A 22327-nucleotide genomic window follows, 5' to 3' on the forward strand; every position below is an offset into this window, starting at 1 on the left:
CTCCCTGACATACGCACGGCTTCCGCGGGTTTCAAACGCTTTGTGCGCATGGACGAAGCATTGCGTTGAGGCAGCGGCTCCAAGCGACCGGCTACGAGTCAATTTTCAAGAGCTGATCGAGTTCCTGTCTGCGTCCCTTCAATTCAACGGAAATTTTTTCCAGACGCGCGAGATCGAGTTTGATCCGCTTCAACCACAGTTCATCAGGCGTCGGCAACACCGTGCCCTCGACCGACCACAGGGACTCGCAAAGCCATTTCGCAGCATAGATCAGAGTCGCCATCGACGCGCCGGTCCCCGCCGCGGGAGGAGAGTACTGGTATCGAACCGCGGAAACCACATCGGCGGGAAAATCCCATCGTTTCAGCAAAATTCCGCCGACATCCGCATGCGTGAATCCCAGCAAAGCACGCTCGCTCTGCGTGTACTCCTTCGGAAATCCCTTGGCCATCATCGCCAGGCTCGGATTGTTAACCAGCGCCCATGAGTCGATCGCGATCATGCCGATCGCATGGAGCAGCCCCAGGGTGTACGCCGTCTCACGATCCTGACCGCACTGGTCGGCAAGGAGTTCACCGGCCATGCCACAGGTCACCGAGCGTTTCCAGAGATCGTCGGCCTCAAGCTGGTAGGTCGTCAACGGGCGCAGCAGGATCTGCGAGGTCACCGCATGCATCACCATGGCGTACACTTGATCGAAACCCACGCGCCCAATGCCTTCAGCCACCGATGTGCACCGGGAGCCGCCCTTGGAGTAATAGGCGCTGTTGGACACCTGCAACACGCGCGCCGCAATGCTGGGCTCGATTCGAATCAGCGCCACCACGTCGCTGAGGGAAGAGTTTCCATCGCCAAGGATGTCCTTGAGCCTGGGCAGCACGCGGGGTGCGGATGGAATTTCGCTCGTTTCCTGAACGATGCGCTCTGCCGTCACGGCAGCGGCTGGTTGGGTGCCGGGATTACTGGAGACCATGTGAGGTTGTCACCCTACATCGGCCCTCCCTCAAACGGCTTGAGATGGTTTTTCGGCCGAAATCAGACGCCACAGCAGCCCGAAAAGCAATCCCACGGGCGGACTTGCCAAGGCTCGCATCGCCCGCAACGTTCGAGGCCTATGCATTTCCACAATTTCCACCCGGCACCCACCGCCCCCGCTCCGCGTCTGGATGATGACGAGGACGATGACGACAAGTAGTCGGAAGACGGCGAAAAGAAGTCCGGCGGCTCCGTCGGCATGCTGATCGCTCGGAAATTCATCGAGCAGCGAAAGATTTTCCTTTGGGGTGCCGTGACCGACGCCACGGCCAAGCAGATCACGGAATCGCTCCTGTACCTTGAAGCCATCGACCCGGGCAAGGACATCACGTTCTACCTGAACAGCCCCGGCGGCTCGATCACCGCCGGCATGGCCATCTACGACACGATGAAACTCATCACCTCACCCGTTACGGTTGTCGTAACAGGGATGGCCGCCTCCATGGGATCGATCCTCCTGAGCGCCGCTCCCAAGGGCCGGCGCCTGCTCTATCCGCACTCGCGCGTCCTGATCCACCAGCCGCTGATCAGCGGACGCTTCAGCGGGCCGGCGACCGACATCAATATCCAGGCCCAGGAAATGGAAAAACTGCGCATCGAGCTCAACCAGATCCTCGCCGATGCGTCGGGTCAGCCTTTGGAGAAAATCAATCAGGACACAGATCGCGATTTCTACCTGAACGCGAAGGAGGCGATCGCCTACGGACTCGCCGATCGCATCGTCGACAAGATCTGACGGCACCCGGAAAACCTGAAGCTTAGCCGCCAAACAAATTGACGCCCGTGCCCAAAGCGCGGGCGTTTTTTTCGCCCCGGTTTTCCTCACTTGGAAATTCGCCGCCGACTCAGATTTGAAAGTCCGCCCGCGCGCCCGGCTCGTGAAGGCCGCACTCTCTCGTCAAGCCTCCGAATCGCGTCTGCTCCTCGGTCATTCCCGGTTCCAACCGCGAGGTGCTGTGCGTATCGCCCACGGAAACATACCCCTGCTCCCAAAGCGGATGATACGGCAGGTCATGTTCGGTCAGATAGCGGTGCACGCGCCGGTTGTCCCAATCGACGATCGGGTGGATCTTCGTCACGCGATTCTGCGTCTGCACGACCTTGAGTCGCTCGCGGGTTGACCCCTGCGTGCGCCGCAATCCGGCCAGCCAAGCCGTTGCTCCCAGTTCGCGCATCGCACGATCCATCGGCTCGACCTTGTTGATCAGGTGGTAGCGCTTGAGTCCATCGATGCCCATCTCCCACTGACGCCCAAACAGCGCCTCCTGTCGCGCCGCAGTCATCGCCGGATTGTACGTCTTGAGATTGAGCGACAACCTTTCCGTCAGTTGTTGGGCAAACCGGTACGTCTCCGGGAAAAGGTATCCTGTATCGATGAAAATGACCGGCAGCGCAGGCGCAATCCGCGTGACCAGGTGAAGCATCACCGCCGACTGGATGCCAAAGCTGGTGGTCATTACCAAACGATCCGGAAACTCCCGCAGCGCCCACCGAACCCGCTCCTCCGCCCCCGCTGTTTCAAGTTCTTCAACAGCTTCCGCCAGCGCAGGTGCTTCAAGAGTGCCGTTCATTGCCCTTAAAACATGAGTTGGTTTGGTTATGTAGTAAACTAAAAAATCAACATACAACCAATGTCTGGATCAATTCGGCAAAAATACGCGTCAAGGTAATGCTGTCCCTTACGCCACTCTCTTCCCCCCAACCCCCGCCACGCTCCAAACCCGATCCGTCAGTCCACTGTCGCTCCCGCCCTGACCAAATCCACTCCCGTCTTCAGGAAACTCCGTGACGCGGGACACTCAAACCGTGACGCCGCAGGATCGCTGCTATGGTGCTGCATGCCGGCGGCCGCCGGATGCCGTGGCCGCGGCGCAACAATTTGCGCAGCTTCTTCGGCCCCCCACGTCCGGTGCCTGCGGCGCAATCGCACGATCAGCCCCTGGATCTGCCCAGCGGTCTGGTGGGAGCATCCTTGCGGACGGCGGCTGCGCTCGCGCAATCCCTCCGTGCCTTCCCGACGGTAACGCTTCCACCACTTGTGGCCGGTCTTCCGGCTGACGTGAAAGTCCGCGCACAATTCCGTAAACGTGAAGCGGCCCGTGGCCGCGAGACTGACAAACCGATGCTTCCGTTCCATGAGGGTTTCTTCGTTCCAAGCCATAGTCTGAAAGTGCAACCCATGTCCCCGGACAGTTTGTTACCTATGTCCCCGGATCATTCCCGCGCTGACGCCGGTGCTGTTGGACCACTGCCGGTTGCCGATGGAATCGTAAGCGTATTCATGGCCACTTGGGATTGAACAATGCGCAAGGTGAAGTTTGCCCCCTGTGGCTGAGCCGGAGCCCTGGAGCATTCATGGCTATCTCAAAGACCACAAACGTTAGGGGCTGACCCCGTGGAAATGGCTCCAACAGGGCGATACATCCCCTGCAGATGGCGAAGCGATGGGTTCGAGGTGAGCGACTGAGTCGGAATTGGGAGCCCTGAAAGGGTGCCATATCCCCAGCCCATGGCAACGCCATGGGTTCACGGGTGAGCCGAAAACAGAGAGCCCTGAAGGGGCGGTACAATTCTCTCGAATTTCCTTCGTCACGCAGCCAGCCGACACCGCTGCTGTTGGACCACTGCCGGTACTTGGCGTCGCCATAGTCGATATGTGCGGAACCCTGCCGGAGTATTCATGGCCATCTCGGTCACCACAAACGTTAGGGGCTGACCCCGTGAGAATGATTGTTGTTCATCGCAGCATACCGCACCGGAATCCAATCACTCGATCTCAAGTATCGTACCCGCGATGTGCTGAATGCCGCTGCCAACGTTGAAGTAGTACGTGACCAGCACGCGCCTATCGTCGAGTTGCACCGACCAGGGATACCCGAGATCCTTGGTGCCGCCATCGTCGCGCAGGATGATCTCCGGCGCGGTGGCGAAGTCCGTGCACTCCGCATTGAGGACGCGCGCACGAATTCCGAGCGGAGCATGGCGATAGCCGTAGGTCAGCAGCACGCGATTGTCCGGCAGACGAAGCGCATGCAGCGGATGGCCTTGGAATCCCATGCCCTTCCAGGGATGGAAGCTCCGGCCGCCATCCGTCGAGCGGGCGATCGCGGCCTCGTCATTCATGTCCTCGGAGCGAAGAAAGGCCACAATGTCGCCTTCCGGCGTCTCGAGGACAGAGGTCTCATTGAAGGAGACTTTCGCGTCGGCCGCGATTGGCGCGGAATATTTCCAGGAACGCCCCTGGTCACTGGAAATCATGAGATGGACAGAGACCTTCCGTGGATTCAACTGGTCTGTCGACGCCACAGCCCACAGGATCCGCCCATCCCGCGATTCAGCAAGCGCACCCCGATTGTAGGCTGGCAGGATGCCTCCTCCAACCGGTGAACGAAGCAGTTCGACCGGCGTGGAAGGTGGATAAAGCGGGCCATCCCAGTGAGCGCCGCCGTCGGTGGAGCGGAGGTAGTAACCGCCGTTGAAGATGGAGCCGGGAAAATTTTCGAGATGCGGCTGAGGCAGATTCGGAATCCCGCTCGGACGCACGAAGGTCCACCCGTACGACGCGCAAATCAGCGTGCCATCCCGCAACTGAAGCAGACACGGATCCTGCGAGCCGCCGAACGCATGGGCGTAGAGCAGCTCCGGCGTGCGTTCCCAATGCACGCCATCCCTTGAGCGTGTGAACATGAGGTAGCTGTTGGCGTCGACGTGGTAATTCTTCTCCTCGCCAAGCATCCTGCGGTTCGGCGCGCGACGGAAGGCGACCCAGATCTCGCCATCGGGCCGTTTGATGACCGACGGAAAAGCCGAATGGAATCTCGCATCCTCGTAGATGACGACATCGCGGACCTTGCGAACCCCGGTCGCATCAGCGGCCGCGCGAGGAGAAAGCAGCACGCCGAAAATCGACAGGGCTGCGAGGACGACGTGACGGACCGGGGCTGCGGTAATGCTCATATGACAGGGGTTCTCAAGGCTGGACAACAGAAAGACGGACGCAACCCAGCCGAACACCGCATCCGCAGAACAAAAAGCGGGCGCGGCAAACCGCGCCCGCCGGAGGACTAGTGTTCTGTCGCGGAAATGACTATACATATATCATGCGGCCTTCTTGCGCGGCTTTCGCCAGGTGCAACCGGGCTGGATGGCCTCGAGCCGGCGACGACAGCGTTCGATCGGCAAGGATGTCTCTCCGCCAGCGGTCAAACAAATGGCGTGGGCTCACGGTTCCATTGCTCGATGAGCGGGTGATCAGGTTGATCAGATCAGGAACACTGGAGAAGCTGCCGCGACGCACCGCCTTGCCGGTGAGTTCGGCAAACCAGCGCTCCACCAGATTGAGCCAACTCGAACTGGTGGGAATGAAGTGCAGTTTGAAGCGTGGACGCCGGGCGAGCCAGCGCTGCACCCGCTCGTGTTTGTGGGTGCCGTAATTGTCGACGATAAGATGGGCTCGTCCGCCTCGGCATATTCCGCGTCGATTTGTCGCCAGGAACTTCAGGGAACTCGATGTGCCGGTGGCGCGGGAAGCAGTGGCCGCTGATCTTGCCGGCGGCCGTTCAATGCGACAAACAGCGTGGTCGTGCCATGGCGCACGTAGTCGTGCGTCCAGGTGCCGCAGCGACCGCGCTTCAGCGGCAGGCTGTTGCGTGCGATCCAGCGCCTGAATCTGGCTTTTCTCGTCCACGCAGAGCACCACCGCGTTTTGCGGTGGGTTGATCGTAAACGCCCACCACATCGAGCAGTTTGGGCTGCAAACTGTGGATCGCAGGAGTTTGAACGTCTCCTGTCGGTGCGGCTGCAACCCATGCTCCTGCCAGATACGCGCGACTGTGCTCGCATGCACGCCCTGCGCCTTCGCCGGTTCGCGCTCCAGTGCGTCCGCCCGGCGGCTTCGTGTGCAGCGTCGCTCGACGATCCTTTTCGCCAGCCCTCGGCGCGGCTTGCGCCCGCGCCATTCGCCACGTCCCACAATCCTTGCGGACCTGCGGACACAAGCGCTGGCGCCACAGCCGGCAGGTGTGCCGGTTCACCTCCAGCTCCTCCGCAATCGTGGCATCGTCCAGCCCTTCGGCCTTGCGCAAATGATCCGGCAGCGCTTCACCACCTGCTGGGGCGTACCGTGCGCGCCCACCAGCGCTCAAAACGCCACGTTGGTCTGCCGTGACCGTCAGAATCGTCGGTTTCCTGCTCATGCTTGCAGGTTGAACGATAACGACTTTTAAGTCTAGTCATTTCAGCAACAGAACACTAGAACCTATAGGTCGCTGATGCGGAGAAACTCCGCGGCAGGCTCGGATCGACGAAGTAGGCGTTCTGCGCGCCGAGAACGTACTCCTGGTCCAGCGCATTGTCGACGTTGAGCCGGAACATCCAGTTCCTGTTCAGCTTGTACGACGCAAAGAGCGTGAGTTCATTGCTCGGCTCAACCTCGATGAGCCGGACGCCCGTCAGCCCGGTGACGTAGGCGCCGACGCTCAGCAGGCGGCCTGAGAGCCGCGCGAAGCCCGCACCCACGCTAAGGCCCTTGAGGCCTTCACTCTGAAACTCGTATCGACCGACCAACGAATACTGCTCGGAATAGGAGTTGGCCACCTTCGCACCCGTCTGGTCGGTCACCTTGCCGTGATAGTAGGTGCCCATGAACTGGAGCCCGGGCGACGGCATGTAGGTGAAATCAAAGTCAAAGCCTTCCTGCGTGGTCGTGCCTATCGGCGCGAAATAGCTGATGCCATCGGGGCGGACGCCCGCAAAAAAAGACTGATTGGTCAGTTCGAGTTTGAACACGGCAAACGTGGAGGAAAATTTTCCGTCCTTGAAACTGGTCTTGAATCCCCCCTCGTGAGCCTTGCCCTCAACGCTTGGGAGAAGGTTGAGATTGATGTCGCGGGAGCCGGTTGGCGCGAACGTGGTCGACTCCATCGCATACAAGGCAAGCTCCTTGGTGAGATTGAAAACAATGCCGTAACGGTGCAGCGTCTCCTCTCCCATCGTCGGGACTCCGCTCGCACCGGTGTTGAGGTTGCTGATGCTGTTGTTCTTGATCTTCGAACGGGTCAATCCGACAACCAAAGTCAGGCGATCCCTGATGACGTCGGCGGTCTGCTGGAAGTAATAGTTTCCGGTATAGGAGTTGCCTCCAGTCGGCGTGCCCGCCACAGGAGAGCTCGGATCAGGCGCCACGATGGAGTCAAGGTTCGGCTTGCTGATTGAAACGGTCCGCGACGGAAACACTCCGGCTTGAAACCCGAGAATGCGGTTCTTGCTGTTGGAATGGCTGTAACTCGCGCCCAGTGTGCTCTGCGTGCTGATGGAACCGATGTGGTACCTTCCATTGACGTCGATCTGTCCCACCGTGAAGTCGAACTTCTGATCATTCTTCCGCGAATTTAATGTCATCGTCTGCGCCGGCCAGTTGATGCCGCCGGATGGAAACACAACCGCGCCATAGCGGGAGAACCACCACCGCGTACCCGCAACTTTCAGGTCCCAGTTGTCCGCAAGCTTCTGGATGATCGCGCCACGCACGCCACGACGGTGAAAACTCTCCATGGTTCCGGGCACATAGTAGGCCTCGTCCCGACCCGCGCCGGTGTACAGCTCACCCGTCGGGGTGACGAAACTGTTGCCGTTCGGCACGTGGTCCAACTGCTGATAGTCATACGCCAGGCGGACGACCGTGTTCTTGTATTTCAGCTGGACCGTCGGGTGGATCACCTTGCGATGGTCGTCCACGTTCTTGAAATAGCTCTCGCCCTCCTGAAGGGCCGTCGTCACCCGGTAGCTGAACTTGGCGTCCCCAACCGCAAAAAGCGGCCCTGTGAAATCACCCTCCAGACGATAGGTGCCGAAATCGGTCACCTTGCCCGTGATCGTCCAAGTCTCATTCGGCAAGGGAACCTTGGAGGTTGTCAGGATCGTGCCGCCAAGCGCCGCGTTGAGATAGAGCGTTGCGGCGGGTCCGCGCAGCACCGTGTAGGAATCGAGATTGATGTTGTCCTCGTAGGGAGCTCCGTCCGGCATCTCATCGAGCAGCGGGTAATTGATCCGCGTGCCGCGCAAGGCGAAGGACTCGCCTGCGAAAAAGTTCGAGACGCCCGCAAAGCGCAGAATGTTCGAGCCATCAACGGCGCCGATGTCGTTGATCAAGTCCCGCGTCACAAGCGTGACCGCCTGCGGTATGCGCATCAGTTCCTCGTTGGTCTTGAAGCCTGTCGCCGCGTTGTTGGACGTGTATCCCCTGCCCTGGGTCGAGGTGACCTCGAACTTGGATAGGAGCAGCGGTTCATCCTTCCTCGCCGCCTTTTCATCTGCGGAGGCTCCCGCCGTGGACTGGGCCCTCAACGGGACATAAGAGGCAGCCAAGGCAGCCGCGCTCGCGATCATCAGTGTCAGTTTTCTTGTGTGTACAGGTCTTTTCATGGGGTTGTGCTAACAGGATTAATGCGCTTGGCGCATCGTGTATACAAACTGACACATGTGAATGCTATTTCGAAATGGCAAGTCCCGAGTTGCCGACTCATGTATCCTGCTCCTGCAGAGTCCTTAGGCGCAGGGCACCGGAGGCGATGAACAGCCGGGCGGACATTTCAAGGACCCTGCCGGACAGGATGGCTGCGATGGCGGGCTCCACTGGCGGTCCTGCACGACTTCCTGAGGGTCACTTCCTGTCCCGCGTGCGGCAGCGCAAAGGCTGCAGGCACGGATGATGCCATGACGGGCGATCTCAGGAGCTTTCCGCAAGACCGATTCCAATGCGTCCGCAGCGTCAACCCCTCACCAAACTGTCCAACCGCCGTCCACGACGAGCGTGTGGCCCGTGATATAGCTGGAAGCGTCGCTCAGCAGAAAGAGCGCCGGACCGGTGATCTCCTCCCTGCGGCCAATGCGGCCGAGCGCGGTCTTCGAGCTGAGCTGCGCGACAAACCGGGGGGAATCAGCCTGGACGGCCGGACTGGGAAACGGGCCGGGTGCCAAGCAGTTGAAGCGCACACCGCGCGGGCCAAAGTGCACCGCCAGATAGCGGCACATCTGGATGAGCGCGGCCTTGCTCGCACCATAGTCTATCGGGTTTGGCGCCATCGGGGCGGAATAGATCCTGGGATCGGGCGAGACTAGGCCGTACATGCTCGAAAAAAGAACAATGCTGCCGCCGCCATGCTCTCCCGCCATCGCAAGCGCCGCGGCGCGACAGAACTCAAAGGTGGGTGTGAGCGCGCCGGTGAAGGTCCTGTTCAGATCGTCGGTCGAGAGCTCCTCCAGCGTCTTCCCGGACGAGGAGACGAAGGGCAGGTGCACAAGGCCGTGTGGCGCGCCATGCGTCGCGATGAGACGAGGCACGGCGGCGCGCTGCGCAGCAAGGTCGGTGAGATCGAGCGCGACATGGGCCGTGTTCCCAAGGCCGCGTTCGCGCACGAGCGCCTCCGCGCGGCCAGGCAGGTCGATGCAGACCACCGTGGCCCCCGCCGCATCAAGCGCCGCGGTGATCGCAGCGCCAAGATGACCTGCGCCGCCCGTCACCCAGACGGTCCTGCCCTGAAAATTTCCGGTTGAGCTCATCGGGAATGTGAGAGGGATAAGGCGCCGGACCTTTCGCAGCCCGGCGAGCGTCAGTGACTTCATATCGAGGAGTTCGTCAACGCTGTGATTGATTCCCTCGCGGCCGGAACCGGGCTGCCGGACGTGCATCAATCTCGCACGCCACTTCCGCCCACCTGAAAGAATTCACTTGCCTGGAGCCACCTATGTATACACGAAGACACGCGGTCTCTTCCTGCATTTCTCATCCCGCGCCCCTCAAGGCAATTCCCATCAATGGCGGCCCGTGTTTGACGCCGCTGACGCCGCCGCCAGCCCTCCAATGATCTCCCCCTCCCGACGCACCTTTCTCAGGAATTCAGCAGCTCTCGCGGCTGCGATCCCGCTTACACGAATTGTCGAGGCAAGCACTGGAGCATCCGCAGGGTCTCCCGGGCCCCTTTCGCCCTCCACGCACGCCAGCAATCTTGCGACCATGGTTGAATCTGACGGCTCGCTTCGCCTCGACTTCGGCGAGGAGCGACTGATCCTCGCCGGCGGCCTGCAGCCTTCGCTGCTATGCACCAGGTCTGGTGCGCTCATCGTGCAGGGACAGCTGCCGGAAAAGCCGTTCGAAACCACCCGCATGCACTATCCCCATGCACTCGGCACCGTGATCTCGCGCGATGATGCAAGGACATGGGAGCGCATTCCACTCAAGCCTGGCGACAACGGGGTCAATCTTGAAGGTGGCATCACTCAGCTTCGCGACGGCACGATTCTCGCGCTCGACACCTATATCACACCCGGCGCGCAGCCCGGTGAGGCGCTCGGTCAGCTCTACATTTCACACAACGACTGGCGCACGGTCGAAGGTCCGCTGGAGGCGCGCTTCGAACTGCCGGGAGCCATCTATCCATCAAAGGATGACGGCGGCCGCCCACACGAGGCGCAGCGCCTGCACCGTCGCATTATCGAGCTGCCCAACGGTGATCTTCTCACGACCTGCTACGGCTGGCTCAAGGGCGACAGCACACCCAGCACCTATGAGCCGCGGATGATCAAGACGCGCGTCATGCTCCTGCGCTCCGCCGATCGGGGACGCAACTGGAGGCTCGTCTCGACGGTGGCCGTCAATCCCGCGGTGGGCACCGAGGGTTTCGGGGAACCCGTGCTCGCCCGCTTGAGCCGCGGACCGCTCGCCGGACGCTTGATCTGCCAGATGCGCACAGGGCGTGAGCTCCATGAGGCGACCTCGGATGAAGGTGGCGCGACGTGGTCATCCGCGCGCGTCCGCACGTTTGCCGGCCTCGACATCAACCGCACCGACCTCTGGGTTGACAATTTCCGGAATCTGAAGGGCAGAAGCGGAAGATTTCTCGACGAAAGCAACCTTGATGAGCTTCCCGGTGCGGTCGTCGATCCCGACCTGCTCGAACTGCGGAGCGGATTGCTCGTGGCAACCTTCGGCGTGCGCATTCCGCAGAAGGCATGCTGGCAGGAGGCGCGTCATCCCTGGAATGGAAACTATCTGGCGATCAGCCGCGATGGTGGCGTGACGTGGCCCAACGTCGCCCGGCTCACCACGGGCGTCCAGACCACGCACTACACAGCGCTCGAGGAAACGCCCACCGTCAACCGCCTCTTCGTTGCCTACGATCTCGGGGCTTGGGGCAAGGGCCTCGGCCGCGATCTTTGGGGCCGCTTTGTGGATATTACGGTGAAACGCGCATGAGTGAAGCGCGGGCCGGGTCATGCATGGCGCCAGCGCTTCATGCGAAAATCGCTCGCACCGCCGCCAACTCCGGCTTCATCTCGGCTGCCTTCGCTCCGCCGTAAGCAGAAGAAGGGCGACGGCCACTGTGGCGCTCGCGGCACCAAACGCGAAACTGGCCTGAAAGCCAAAGCGATCGGTGAGGCTCCCGTGGAGGGCGGGCACAAGGCTGCTGATCGGCGCGACGAGCGCCAGCAGCGCCATGTTCCGCGTCGCATGAGCGGGTTGTGACACCGCGATGATGTAGTTGAAGAAATACACGCCGCCCAGTTCGCCCCCGCCCATGAAGCCGAAGGCGGCAAGGTAGCCGTAACCCGTGGCGAAGAAGGGCCAGGCGAGTCCGAGCCCGACGAGAACAACAGTGCCGAGCATCGCTGACCGCGCACCGTACTTCCCGGCGATGAGACCGAGGCCAAAGCCGGCCAGCGCCTTGCAGCCGAAGCGCAGCGCCATGATGAGCCCGGCGAGCTCCAGCGGCGTCCGGCCGATAGCCTCCCGCGTGTACAGCGAGACGTTGGTCATGCCGCCGAGCGCGCAGTACCAGAGAAGATAGGCGATCCAGGCAAAGACGAGCCGGCGGTCGGCGAGATAGGAACCCAAGCTCTCGCGCAGAAACGTGACCAGCGAAGCGATGCGTTCACCGGACGCCTCCGGCAGCCGCAGGCGCCGCGCGAGCACTGCGCACGTGGCCATGCAGGGCAGCGCGATGAGGTAGAGCAGCCCGAAGTTGTACGGGTGCGGCAAGCCCGGAATTCTCCCCGAAAGCACCAGTTGCGCCAGCAGCGAGCCGAGCACGGCGGCGAATGGTCCGATGCCAAAGGCGTACTTGAAGGCGCGCGCGCGCCCGGCCTCGCTGGTGCCGCGGGCCACACAGCGGAGCAGGTAGGTATTGATGACGCTGTTCAGCATCCCGAGCAGCAGGCCCTGTCCTACCACGGCGGTGATTCGCATCCCGTTGGGCGCGGGAAGGAAAATCGCGGCAATCACCAGCAGGAAAGAGCCGGCAACGATGCCGTAGCTGTGCTGGACGGTGCGCAGTTCGAACCGTGCGGGGACAAGCCAGGAACAGATCAGCGGCATGATCGATCCAAGCAGGTAGGTGGAGCTCGGCAGGTTGGCGATCGTCGCGCTGGCACCAAGCTTGTCAAAAAACTCGGCCTGCACAATTCCGACGTAGAGCACCGGCGCGGAGAAGAAGGTCAGAATCTGCGTCAGAACGTAGATGTTGCCGTTGCGACGGTCCACCGCGGGATCGATCGGAAGCACGACGCCGGTCATCGGGTGGAGGCCGCCTCTGCGACGCGGCGGTAGATTTCCTTGGCCTCGCGGAATCTTGCGGCGATTGCGTCGCGCTGGCCGCGGTGGGCGAACGTGCCGCGATTGTCCATCTTCGCAATAAGCGTTTCGATCTGGGCAATGAAGAACTCGGCGTCCTCGCGCGATGCCGGACGGCGGCCCCCGATCGTGACGTAGACGGGCGAGGTGTGGGCGTAAACCTCGCGGTCGTTCGGCGCCAGGCGATGGCCGGGTCCGCGGACGCGGAGTGCGACCCAGCCGCTTTCCTTGATTTCGACGGTGTCCGCGAGGCTGATCGCATGCGGATTGGCACCGGCCTCGCGACGGGTTGCGACGCGGCCGTTCACAACGACCTCGATCGCAGACATCGGCACGAAAGCTTCGGCGGCGGCGGTGACCTCGAGTTTGACGGAACCGTCGGCGCGGATCTCGTCACCGGGCCCACGGCCACCTGCCGTGAACTTCACGAGCGGGCCGTTTGTGGCGAAACTGCGACCGGCGCGATAGCCGGCGAGCCACTTCGCGTAGTCGAGCGGGCCGGCAACCTGCACGTAGACGCGGCCTGCGCCGGGGATGATGTGAACGGGGATGTTGAGGAAGGAATCGGTGCCCGCCGACACCGGGCAGCGAAAGCCGCAATTGAGGAGACGGTACCAATATTCGGTCGGAAGATCCTCTGCGTTCTGACTCAACACGTCGATCGTGTCCGCCAGTCCGAGGGCGATGTCGACGGGAAACTCGCTCGGCAGCCCGGGATGCACGTAGGTGACGGCGGCCCCCTGGGCTCGCGCGTCCGCAACCTGCGGGAAATTTCCCGGATGATCGAAGGGATACGGTGAATGCGGCCAGCCGAAGTACGGTGGATCGACGAACTTCTTGAGTCCGAGAAATCCGACGTGGCCGAAGATGTCGTTCCGCATCTCAAGGCCGGTGTTGATGATGTAGCCAGCGGTCGAAATTGTGGCGGGTGCGCCGGTGAAGTAGTCCCCGTCGTTCATCGTAGCGGTGCGCGGATCGTTGCAGGGCAGGATGTTCGTAACGCTGAGATCCTCGGCCTGCGCAGCCAGAAGAACGTCTGCCGGCTGGATGAGCTTTTGCGCGAAAAGATTTGCATGCACATGCGCGTCCCCGCCGTACCAGCCCGCGGTGCCGAGTCGGGCGAGGCGCGAAAGGCGGAGCGTGACGGTGCCAGTGTGGCCGGGCTCGATCCGGAGCACGCGGCGCTCAGGGCGGTATTCGAGTCCCTTGACCACCTCAACAACGGTATCCCCCACCGGGAGTTCGGCGGCGAATCTCCCATTCGAGAAAAAGTACGCGTCACCGCTTCCGGTCTGGCCGAACTCGCCCGACACGATCCGGTGCATGACGCCAGCCGGGGCGCAGGCGCGTCCGTCGGCGCCGGTCAAATAGACGCGGGCCGGAGTTGGCACGCCGTGCTCGTCGAGGATGGCCACATCCAGCGTGCCGCGGGCGTGGACCAGTGCGGGAAAGTCGAGAGCCGCATCGCGGCCGTTGGCGCGGATCGTCAGCTTCACCCGCTCAGCGACAACCGCAGCCGGCAACTCGAGCCAGGCGCCGCTGGCCTCGCCGGCGGCGAGGTCGACTGCGTAAACCGGCACGTCTTCCGCTGCGAACACCTCGATCTGGACCGACGTGGAGCGGGTGTTTTCAAAAACGCAGGGAACCTTCGCCGATCCGCCCGCTAGGAAATCGGCGCGCGCCGGGGCGGTCACCGTCAGGGTCTCGCCTACGACGATACGCGCCAACCGCGGCCCGGCGAGAGCGCGGTAGGCCTCGCGCACCCGGGTGCGCACGAGGGAGCCCGCGCCGCTGGCACCCGGGGCGCGGAAGCCGCGCCATTCCTCAATGAATGGAGGCAGGGCGCTCTTGAGCATCTGCGAGCCGAGCACGGCCGGAGGGCGCGGTGTATCGGTCCAGTAGAGCAGGCTCGCGGCAAATTCCGCATAACGGTCGATCGCCGCAGCCGCGATCGGGTCGGAAACGAAGGTGGCGGTCTGGTACGGAAAGATGGTCAGCGGCACCGGCCCGGCTGCGAAGTTGAACCGGACGGCGAACAGCGAAAAGACGGCGAACAGCGAAAGGTTGAAACGCATCATGGCTCAAGCCGGAACGAAGAGCGATCCGCATCCCCAGGATGGAGGATGAAACAACAGAACGGGGATATGGCGCGCCGCCTCAGGCAAGATGCGGTGGCAGAAGTTCGGGCGTGTTTTTCTTCACCCAGGCAATGACCTGTTTCACGTGCTTTTCGGTGCCGCTGCGGTATGGCGACTGGCAGCGCAGGCCCACCACGCCACCGCCGGCGACGCGCTGGATGCGGTCAATGGCGGAATCCCAGAGGCCTGCCTCCTTGACGAGCGGATTGACGAGCGCCTCGTGCAAGTAGCGATAAAAGGCATCGGCCAGCGGCCTGGCCTCCTCGAGGCGACCGGTGGCGCAGAGCGTGTAGAGTTCGACGACCTTGCGGGCGTTGAAGCCCGTGATGGAGCAGTAGCCGCCGCGACCGCCCGCGGGGATGCGCTGGAAAAAATCCTCGCCGCCGAAGATCGCGAGGTCCGGCGCGAACGTGAGCATCGACTTCACTTCTTCGGGACTGGCTCCGGTGTCCTTGGTGCCGATGAAGGTCGGGTGTTTGCTGGCGAGCCTTCCAAGCAATTCGGGCGAGATCTTCCGCTTGGAGCGTCCCGTCAGGTAGAGGACGACCGGAGTCTTGCCGGCAGCAGCGATCACCTCGGCGACGTAACGCTCGACCTCGTCGTCCTTGAGTTCGAGCCAGAATGGCAGCGCGAGCTGCACCGCGTCGGCGCCCGCGCGCCTGGCGACGCGGATGCGCTGGATGGTCGTGCGCGTGCTCAGAGCAGTAGCGCCGATCTGCACGGGCAGGCCAAGGGCGTGGGCCTCCCTGACGACGACCTCCGTGATCCTCGCGAAGGTCGCATCGTCCTGCGCGTAGAATTCACCGGTGGTGCCGCCGGTGTAGACGCCGCTGATGCCGGTGCCCGCGTAGCCGCGCACTTCCTGGGCGAGGCGGCGGAGGTCGACCTCGTCGCGCTCGGTCCACGGCACGATCAAGGCGCACCAGACGCCCTGCAGGGTTTTTCGAGTCAATGGAGTGATCTTGGCGGATTTTTTTGCGATGCTCATGATGGTGGAAATGCGGGGATGACGAAAGACGCTCAGGCCGGCGCGGTGAAGCCGCCGGAGGGCAGGCGATCGAGGCCAAAGAAATTTCGCGCGTTGTCGCGGAGGATGAGTCGCCTGGCCGAATCGGGCAGATCGGCTGACTCAATGCGCGCGCGCTGCATGGCGACGGAGTAGAGCGGCGTGTCGCTGCCGAAGAGCAGGCGCTCGGCTCCGAGTTCCTTAACACCCCACTCAATCAGGCCAGGTAGAATGCTGCGCGCCGACGAGGTGTCGACCCAGAGATTGCGGTGCTTCGCGGCCTGTATGGCGCGGACCTGGAGGTCGACGCGACCGTTGTCGCCGTTGCCATTGCCGAGGTGGGCCAGCATCACCCGCGCGCCCGGATGACGGTCCGCAAACGGCACGAAGTCGGATGGCAGGCTGTTCGGGCAGCCGCTGTGCGTCATCACCGGCGCATTCACATCCTCGAAAAAGGAGAACAGCTCCTCGCCATGTTCCGAGATCCTGTAGGCATGCTCCTCGGGATGAACCTTGATACCCACGCACCAGGGCGCCTTCAGCATGTCGCGCGCCTGGTCATAGGTCTTCGGCTGAAGCGGATTCACGATCACATACTGCAGCAGCCCCCTGACCCTGGGCACCTCGCGAAACGCCGCTTCATTCGCCAATGCGACATCGACCGTGCGACCACGCGGCAGCAGGCCGGCCAACGGGGAAACAATCGTCCATTCAATGCCGCACGCCTTGGCGCGCTCCGCCACCTGTTCCGCATCGCCGCTGGAGAACTCCGCAATCAATGGATCCGCATGCACGTAGCGCCCAAAATGCGCATGGCTGTCGACGGCTTTGATGGTTGCGAGGTTCATGACTGCGGCAACGCGTTGTCACCCATCGCGGAAGGAACCCAATGGAGGCCGGTTTTCATATTCAGGAAAAGACCGGCAACGCGCACGCTGAAAGGACCCGGGCAGGGATGGACTCAATTGCCATCGAGCTGAACGGTTGAAAGTTGATTGAGGAGCGGCTCGCCGCGGCGGTAGCGGCCGACGTTCTGCTCGAGGATGTCCCACAGCCGCTCGCTGTAGCGCGGACTCAGGCTCGAGCCGGAGATATGGGGCGTGAAAATCACGTTGGTAAATTTCCAGAGCGGATGCTCCGGCGGCATGGGATATTTGTAGTGGGTGTCGAGCGCGGCGCCGGCGATCCAGCCGTCGCGCAGCGCACGCAGCAGCGCGGCCTCCTGAATGATCGGACCGCGGGCGGGGTTGAGCACGAAGGCGTGGCGCGGCAGCGCCAGGAGCTCGCGTTCACCGAGCAGTCCCTCGGTGGCCTTGGTCAGTGGCAGCGCGAGGATGAGGAAATCGAGGCCACCAAGGAATTCCCGCTCCTGACCTGCGCCGAAGACACGGTCCGGCAGCGTGCCGTCGGTGTCGCCCGTTCCCGGCACGGCGTAAATCTCGCCGCGCGGGCCCGTCCGGCCGTTGCGGGTGAGGACGTGCACGCGCAGACCGAGTGCCCGGGCCAAGCGCGCGGTTTCGCGGCCGATGCCACCGTAGCCCCAGAGGCCGACGGTCATCCCGCGCAGTTCGCGCTGGAAACGGGCGGAGCGGTCCCAGACCGCGGCATCCTGATGGCGCACCATCTGTCGGAAATCGCGGAGGAGGTTGATCATCATGGCCACGTTCCACTCGGCGATCGGCACGTCGAAACAGCCGCGGGCGTTGGTGACGCGGATGCCGCGGGCATTGAGTCCGAGGCCGAAGAGCTGCGTGTAACCGGTCGATGCGATCTGAATCCAGCGCAGCGCAGGCATGTCACCGAGGTTGGTCGGCGGAAACGTGCAGAACAGCGCCTCGACGTCCGCGATTCGCCTGGGATCGAGAGGCCGCGCCGCCGTCTCGGCCGGCTGATCGACACAGTCGACGGTGACACCGGGTTCGTGACGCAGTCGGGCGATCGCGGCGGGAAGGACGGGAAAATCGACAAGGAGTTTCATGGCTCAGTCCTTCAAAACGTGACCGGGCACGCTGTTGAACTCGCCGCTGCCAGGCTGGAACGGATACCGGCGGCGCGTTTCGTCCGTGAGAACGATGCCAAGGCCGGGACGGTCGGGCGGGAGCACGTAGCCGTCCTTGATGACGAGTCCCCCATCGATCACCTCGGAGTGGAGCCCGGCGTAGTCGGGTGCGATCTCGAGGATGCGCGTGTTCGGTGCAGCGAAGCCGGCATGCACGTTCTGCATGAGCGAGCCGCCCGCGCCCCAGGCGTGCGTGGCAATCTGGCGGCCGCGATCGGCCATCATTTTCGCCACAACCAGGAACTCGTTCAGTCCGCCGGTGAACGACGCATCGGGCTGGCCGATGTCAAACGAGTCGTGGCTGGCAAACACGCGCCACTCGTACGCCGCGGTGAGACATTCGCCGCCGGCAATGGGTGTGCTGGTGGCCTTGCACAGCTCGGCGTAGCCCCAGGGATCCGTGTAGTGGAGAGGCTCCTCGAGGAAGACGAGGTTGAAGGGCTCGAGAGCGCGGGCGACGGCGATGGCGGTCTCGACGTTCCAGGTCGCGACGGGGTTGTTGCCCATGTGGGCGTCCATCATGAGCCACGCATCCGGCCCGGCGTGACGGCGCATGAAGGCGGCCTTGTCGGCCTCGAAGTCGGCGGCCTCCTTCGACTCCATCGGCATGTACCAGCCCTCGCCCGCGGTGAAGCTGCCTGCACCGACCTTGACGCCGCGGAAGCCGAGCGAGAAGTAGTGGTCCATTTTTCTAGCGAGCTTGTCCTTCGGGTAATTGCTTGGGCCGCCCGTGGCGTAAGCGGGAAGCCGCGTGAACTTCGCGCCGCCGAGGAGCGCGTGGACGGGCTGGTCGAGAAGCTTGCCCTTTAGGTCCCAGAGCGCGGCCTCGACGCCGTTGAGAACGATCGCTCCGAGACCGACGCGACACCAGAAGTTCTGGCTTTGGTACATGCGCCGCCAGAGCTCGGGGATGTCGTCGACATTCCGGCCGATGACAACGGGCTTGAACAGATCGACGATGGCCGGCACGACCTCCGGGCAGAAGTAACCCGCATAAGTCTCGCCGAGCCCCGTGTGCGGGCCGTCGGTGAACACCTCTATGAATGCGGCGCTGCGACGTTTGCGGGCCTCGCGGAGAAAGGGGTCATTCGTGCAGGGACCCGTGAGAAGCGTCGTGCGCACGTCAGTGATCTTCATCGGGCGAGGGCTCCGCAGCTCAGTAACCGGCGGCGGTGTTGACGGTGTTGAGGAGCGGGCGGCCGGTGGCGTAGCGCATGGCGTTCTCACGGAGAAGCCGGTTGAAGGCCGGGAAAAACGCATCGTACACGCCCGACATGTGCGGGGTCATGACCAGGTTTGGAACATCGAAGAACGGGTGGTCGGACGGTGTCGGTTCGCGCACGTAGCAGTCGACCACCGCACCCGCGAGGCGGCCACCGCGCAGGGCTTCGGCCAGTGCGGTTTCATCGACCACGCCGCCGCGGGAGACGTGCACTAGGTGAGCCGAAGGCATGAGCAGCGCAAGTTCGCGCGCGCCGATCAGGCTCCCAGTCGTTGGCGTGCTCGGGACGGTGACGACGATGAGATCGCACTTTGGAAGCATTTCTCCAAGCTGACCAGGGCCGTACCATGCCGCGGGCAGTTCGCCGTGCGGGTCGCCAGTGCCTGGCCACGCGTTGAAGCCGGTGTCCTCGTGAATGGCCGGGTTGTGCTTGCAGCACAGGATGCGCATGCCCAGGGCCGCAAGCTGACGCGCGCTCTCGCGACCGATGCTGCCGTAGCCGACGAAGCCGGCCGTGCGATCGCGGAGGGTGAAAGCGGCCAGGGCGATGCGGTTCGGCCACTTCCTACTGGGCTTGAACTCGAACAACTGCGGCATGCGGTGCGCGAGCATGAGTGCACTGCAGGTGATGTACTGCGCAATGGGCACACCGTGGCAGCCGCTTGCTGTGGTGACGGGGATGCGAGTCCCGCCGACCGGGTGGCCGATGATCTGATTGGCGCCAGCCGACATGAGCTGGACCCAGCGGAGCTTCGGCCAGGCAACGAGATTGCGCGGGACCTGCTCAGTTATGAGCACGTCGACGTCGGCGCCGTCGAGCTTGTCCGGTTCGGACGTGTAAGGCACGGTGGCAATCTCGACGCCAGCGACGGCGGCGCGCAGCGCCTCGGCGTCCGTCTGCTCCAGAACATAGGGTGAGTTGAAGAGGAATTTCATCGCGGAAAATCAGGTGCGTTCGCCCGAGCTGGGAACAAAGCGGAATCGCTCCAATGTTTCGGTCGTAAGGCTGACTCCAAGGCCAGGCGAGGTTGGGAGGCCGACCCTGCCCTCGTTCACGCCAAACGGATCCATCATGATTGCCCGCTGGATCGTAGAGGCAGCCTGGACGTGCTCGAGCCAGTCGACTGAATGCGACGCGGCTGCGAGATGCCAGGACGCTGCGAGGGACGGACCCATGGACGCGCCGGTGTGGATGGCGGTTGAAAGATTCGATGCCTCGGCGTGATGGACGACACGGACGGTTTCCTGCAGACCGCCGACGAAGCCGATGTCCGGCTGGATGACATGCACGCAGCCGCGAGCGATCAAGTCGTGGAACTGGTCGAGGCCGCAGAGGCTCTCGCCGCCGGCGATCGGGATCTGCGAGCGGTTGCGCAGTTCGACGTAGCCGTCGATGTTCGTGTAAGCCAGCGGCTCCTCGTAGAAGCGCAGGCGGTACGGTGCGAGCGCCTCGGCGATGGCGACGGCCTCGCTGACCGGGATGGGATTCGGCACACCGCCCTGGTGGCCGTCGATCGCGAGGTCGATGTCGGCGCCGAACTCGCGCCGCAGACGCGTGAACAGCTCGGTGAGCCGGTCGAGCTTCTGCGCGTGCTGGAACGGCACGGGCTTCATGCGCGTCTGGTGGCCAGGCTGGGATGACGCCGGCCACTCGTAGAAACCGGTTGAGAGTTTCACCGCGCGGTAGCCGAGCCCCGCGTAATGTTCGATCTTGCGGACGGTTTGGTCCATGGGCCAGAGCGACGGACCTCCCGAGGCATAAACCGGAATCGCATCGCGGACCTTGCCACCGAGAAGCTGATAAACGGGGACGCCGAGAGCCTTGCCCTTGAGGTCCCACAGCGCGAGCTCAAGGCCGGAGATGACGCTCCTGCCGGCGCCGGAGCGGGCCCACCAGACGGAGTCATTGAGCATCGCGCGTGTGACCGCGGTGAGGTCGAGCGGATCGCGGCCGAGCAGCACCGGCCGGAAATAGTCGACCAAGGCAGGGACCGCATCCGGAGCGAAGTAGCCCCAGGTGGCTTCGCCGAGGCCGTCGAGCCCGGTGTCGGTCTCGATCCGGAAGATCGCGGTGGAATGGAGCGCGTTCGGGAAAAACGGATCGTCGGTCCAGCGCGTTGTGAGCAGGTGCGTGGTGACCTTGGTGATTTTCACGGTAGGATGAAATCGAACGCGTTCATTGCAGCGGCCACGCGATGACGGCCGGGGTGCGCGTCGAGATGCGCACCTCCCCACCAACGACGACCACATGGTTTCGCCAGACGGCAACCGGGGCTCCGATGGGCGGCACGGGGCCGGGATCGCCGGAGGCGTCGCGATCGGCGGCGCCGACGTTCGGCAGCACCGGTCCCGCTGTCCATGTCCGGGTGGCAGGATGGTACCGGAGCGTGGCGGGGCTGAAGCCCGGGTGCTCGCGCTGCGCGCCTGCCCAGACATTCGCGTAGCCGCCGATCAGCCAAAGGCTGCCGTCGGGAAGAACGGGACAGGGCGTGTTGATGCCCACGCGCGGTTCGGGAATGTCGGGAAGCTGTTCCCAGGGGCCGCCGGATTGTGCGAGTCGGTACGCCGCGGTCGACGGCTTCGGTTTCCCCGCATCGAAGGCCATGCCTCCAAAGACATACACAGCCCCGCCCTCCGAACCCGCGGCCGGCACGAGCAGTCCGGGTCCGGGAAGGTCGGCCTCACGGGTCCATCCTGTGTCGGGTGTTGCAAGATCGAGCGACCAGACCTCGCGGCTCGGCGCAGTGGATGACGGATCGGGCACGCCGGCGACGACATAGAAGCGTCCATCCGCAATCGCACCGGCTGCGTAACCAACCGGCTTGGGCAGGTCGGGCAGGCGGCGGAAGGCGTAGTCGCCGCCCGAGGGATGCAGCGCGTAGGCGGCGGTGCGGCAGCCCTTGGGATCGGTGCCTCCGGCAAGGTAGATCGCGTCGGACGTCGCGGCGGCAGCGAAATGGCCGCAAGGCTCGGGCAGGCGCGCCCTGGCCGTGCGCCATTTGCCATCCAGTGCGTCGAGGACGAAGATCTCGTCGTTGAACTTGCGCGTGCCCTTGAGCCAGACCGGCTGACTCCACTGGGTGCCGCCAGTGGCGACGAGGCGGCCATCGATCACGCCGGCGGCCATGCCTGCGTAACCAATGGGATCCGGGATGGGTGCGAGCAGTTTCCAGCCGTGGAGCGGGACGGATGCGGATGAAGCAGACATAGTGGAAATGAAAAGTGTGACGACCAAAGCACG

General features: G+C 63.2%; 18 protein-coding genes. 2 read left to right on the forward strand and 16 right to left on the reverse strand.

Annotated elements, in window-relative coordinates:
* Positions 1-91 precede the first annotated feature (91 nt).
* Positions 92-973 carry an HDOD domain-containing protein gene (locus HS122_04780; protein ID MBE7537705.1) on the reverse strand — a complete coding sequence of 294 codons (882 nt, stop codon included), beginning with the start codon at positions 971-973 and terminating at the stop codon, positions 92-94.
* 261 nt (positions 974-1234) lie between these two features.
* Here HS122_04780 and HS122_04785 point away from each other — a divergent pair, with 261 nt between their 5' ends.
* The gene (locus HS122_04785; GenBank protein ID MBE7537706.1) at positions 1235-1771 is read left to right on the forward strand and encodes an ATP-dependent Clp protease proteolytic subunit; all 537 of its coding nucleotides are present in this window, start codon (positions 1235-1237) and stop codon (positions 1769-1771) included.
* A gap of 109 nt (positions 1772-1880) precedes the next feature.
* Here HS122_04785 and HS122_04790 read toward each other — a convergent pair whose 3' ends face one another.
* The 6 genes from HS122_04790 to HS122_04815 all read right to left on the reverse strand — a co-directional run bounded on the left by HS122_04790 (position 1881) and on the right by HS122_04815 (position 9594).
* Positions 1881-2606, reverse strand: a complete 726-nt coding sequence (locus tag HS122_04790; protein ID MBE7537707.1) for a phosphoadenylyl-sulfate reductase — start codon at positions 2604-2606, stop codon at positions 1881-1883.
* 158 nt (positions 2607-2764) lie between these two features.
* Positions 2765-3172: a helix-turn-helix domain containing protein gene (locus tag HS122_04795; protein ID MBE7537708.1), complete on the reverse strand. Its 408-nt coding sequence runs from the start codon at positions 3170-3172 to the stop codon at positions 2765-2767.
* Between the two features lie 629 nt (positions 3173-3801).
* Positions 3802-4992, reverse strand: coding sequence for an exo-alpha-sialidase (locus HS122_04800; GenBank protein MBE7537709.1), 1191 nt, complete (start codon positions 4990-4992; stop codon positions 3802-3804).
* A 130-nt stretch (positions 4993-5122) separates the two neighbouring features.
* Positions 5123-6007 (reverse strand): IS630 family transposase, encoded by an 885-nt coding sequence (locus HS122_04805; protein ID MBE7537710.1) that lies wholly within the window; start codon positions 6005-6007, stop codon positions 5123-5125.
* Between the two features lie 278 nt (positions 6008-6285).
* A complete protein-coding gene (locus HS122_04810) occupies positions 6286-8457 on the reverse strand; it encodes a TonB-dependent receptor (protein ID MBE7537711.1) in 2172 nt (723 codons plus the stop codon).
* Between the two features lie 354 nt (positions 8458-8811).
* On the reverse strand, positions 8812-9594 hold the full coding sequence (locus HS122_04815) for an SDR family oxidoreductase (GenBank protein MBE7537712.1): 783 nt from the start codon (positions 9592-9594) through the stop codon (positions 8812-8814).
* Between the two features lie 454 nt (positions 9595-10048).
* Between HS122_04815 and HS122_04820 the strand changes: the two genes are divergently transcribed.
* Complete coding sequence (locus HS122_04820) at positions 10049-11287, forward strand: exo-alpha-sialidase (protein MBE7537713.1); 1239 nt, start codon at positions 10049-10051, stop codon at positions 11285-11287.
* 75 nt (positions 11288-11362) lie between these two features.
* Here the strand turns inward: HS122_04820 and HS122_04825 are convergent, their stop codons facing one another.
* The 9 genes from HS122_04825 to HS122_04865 all read right to left on the reverse strand — a co-directional run bounded on the left by HS122_04825 (position 11363) and on the right by HS122_04865 (position 22294).
* Positions 11363-12604: a hypothetical protein gene (locus tag HS122_04825; GenBank protein ID MBE7537714.1), complete on the reverse strand. Its 1242-nt coding sequence runs from the start codon at positions 12602-12604 to the stop codon at positions 11363-11365.
* Positions 12601-14739, reverse strand: a complete 2139-nt coding sequence (locus HS122_04830) for a CehA/McbA family metallohydrolase (protein ID MBE7537715.1) — start codon at positions 14737-14739, stop codon at positions 12601-12603. Before HS122_04830 ends, HS122_04825 begins: the two co-directional genes overlap by 4 nt.
* A gap of 79 nt (positions 14740-14818) precedes the next feature.
* On the reverse strand, positions 14819-15787 hold the full coding sequence (locus HS122_04835; GenBank protein ID MBE7537716.1) for a dihydrodipicolinate synthase family protein: 969 nt from the start codon (positions 15785-15787) through the stop codon (positions 14819-14821).
* Positions 15788-15819: 32 nt separating this feature from the next.
* Complete coding sequence (locus tag HS122_04840) at positions 15820-16653, reverse strand: amidohydrolase family protein (GenBank protein MBE7537717.1); 834 nt, start codon at positions 16651-16653, stop codon at positions 15820-15822.
* A gap of 113 nt (positions 16654-16766) precedes the next feature.
* A complete protein-coding gene (locus HS122_04845) occupies positions 16767-17783 on the reverse strand; it encodes a D-2-hydroxyacid dehydrogenase (GenBank protein ID MBE7537718.1) in 1017 nt (338 codons plus the stop codon).
* 3 nt (positions 17784-17786) lie between these two features.
* Positions 17787-19001: a mandelate racemase/muconate lactonizing enzyme family protein gene (locus HS122_04850; GenBank protein ID MBE7537719.1), complete on the reverse strand. Its 1215-nt coding sequence runs from the start codon at positions 18999-19001 to the stop codon at positions 17787-17789.
* 19 nt (positions 19002-19020) lie between these two features.
* Positions 19021-20022, reverse strand: coding sequence for a D-2-hydroxyacid dehydrogenase (locus HS122_04855; GenBank protein MBE7537720.1), 1002 nt, complete (start codon positions 20020-20022; stop codon positions 19021-19023).
* Between the two features lie 9 nt (positions 20023-20031).
* Positions 20032-21240, reverse strand: coding sequence for a mandelate racemase/muconate lactonizing enzyme family protein (locus HS122_04860; protein MBE7537721.1), 1209 nt, complete (start codon positions 21238-21240; stop codon positions 20032-20034).
* A 22-nt stretch (positions 21241-21262) separates the two neighbouring features.
* Positions 21263-22294, reverse strand: coding sequence for a hypothetical protein (locus HS122_04865; protein ID MBE7537722.1), 1032 nt, complete (start codon positions 22292-22294; stop codon positions 21263-21265).
* Positions 22295-22327: the final 33 nt, after the last annotated feature.

The sequence above is a fragment of the Opitutaceae bacterium genome (genome assembly GCA_015075305.1).
GTDB lineage: Bacteria > Verrucomicrobiota > Verrucomicrobiia > Opitutales > Opitutaceae > UBA6669.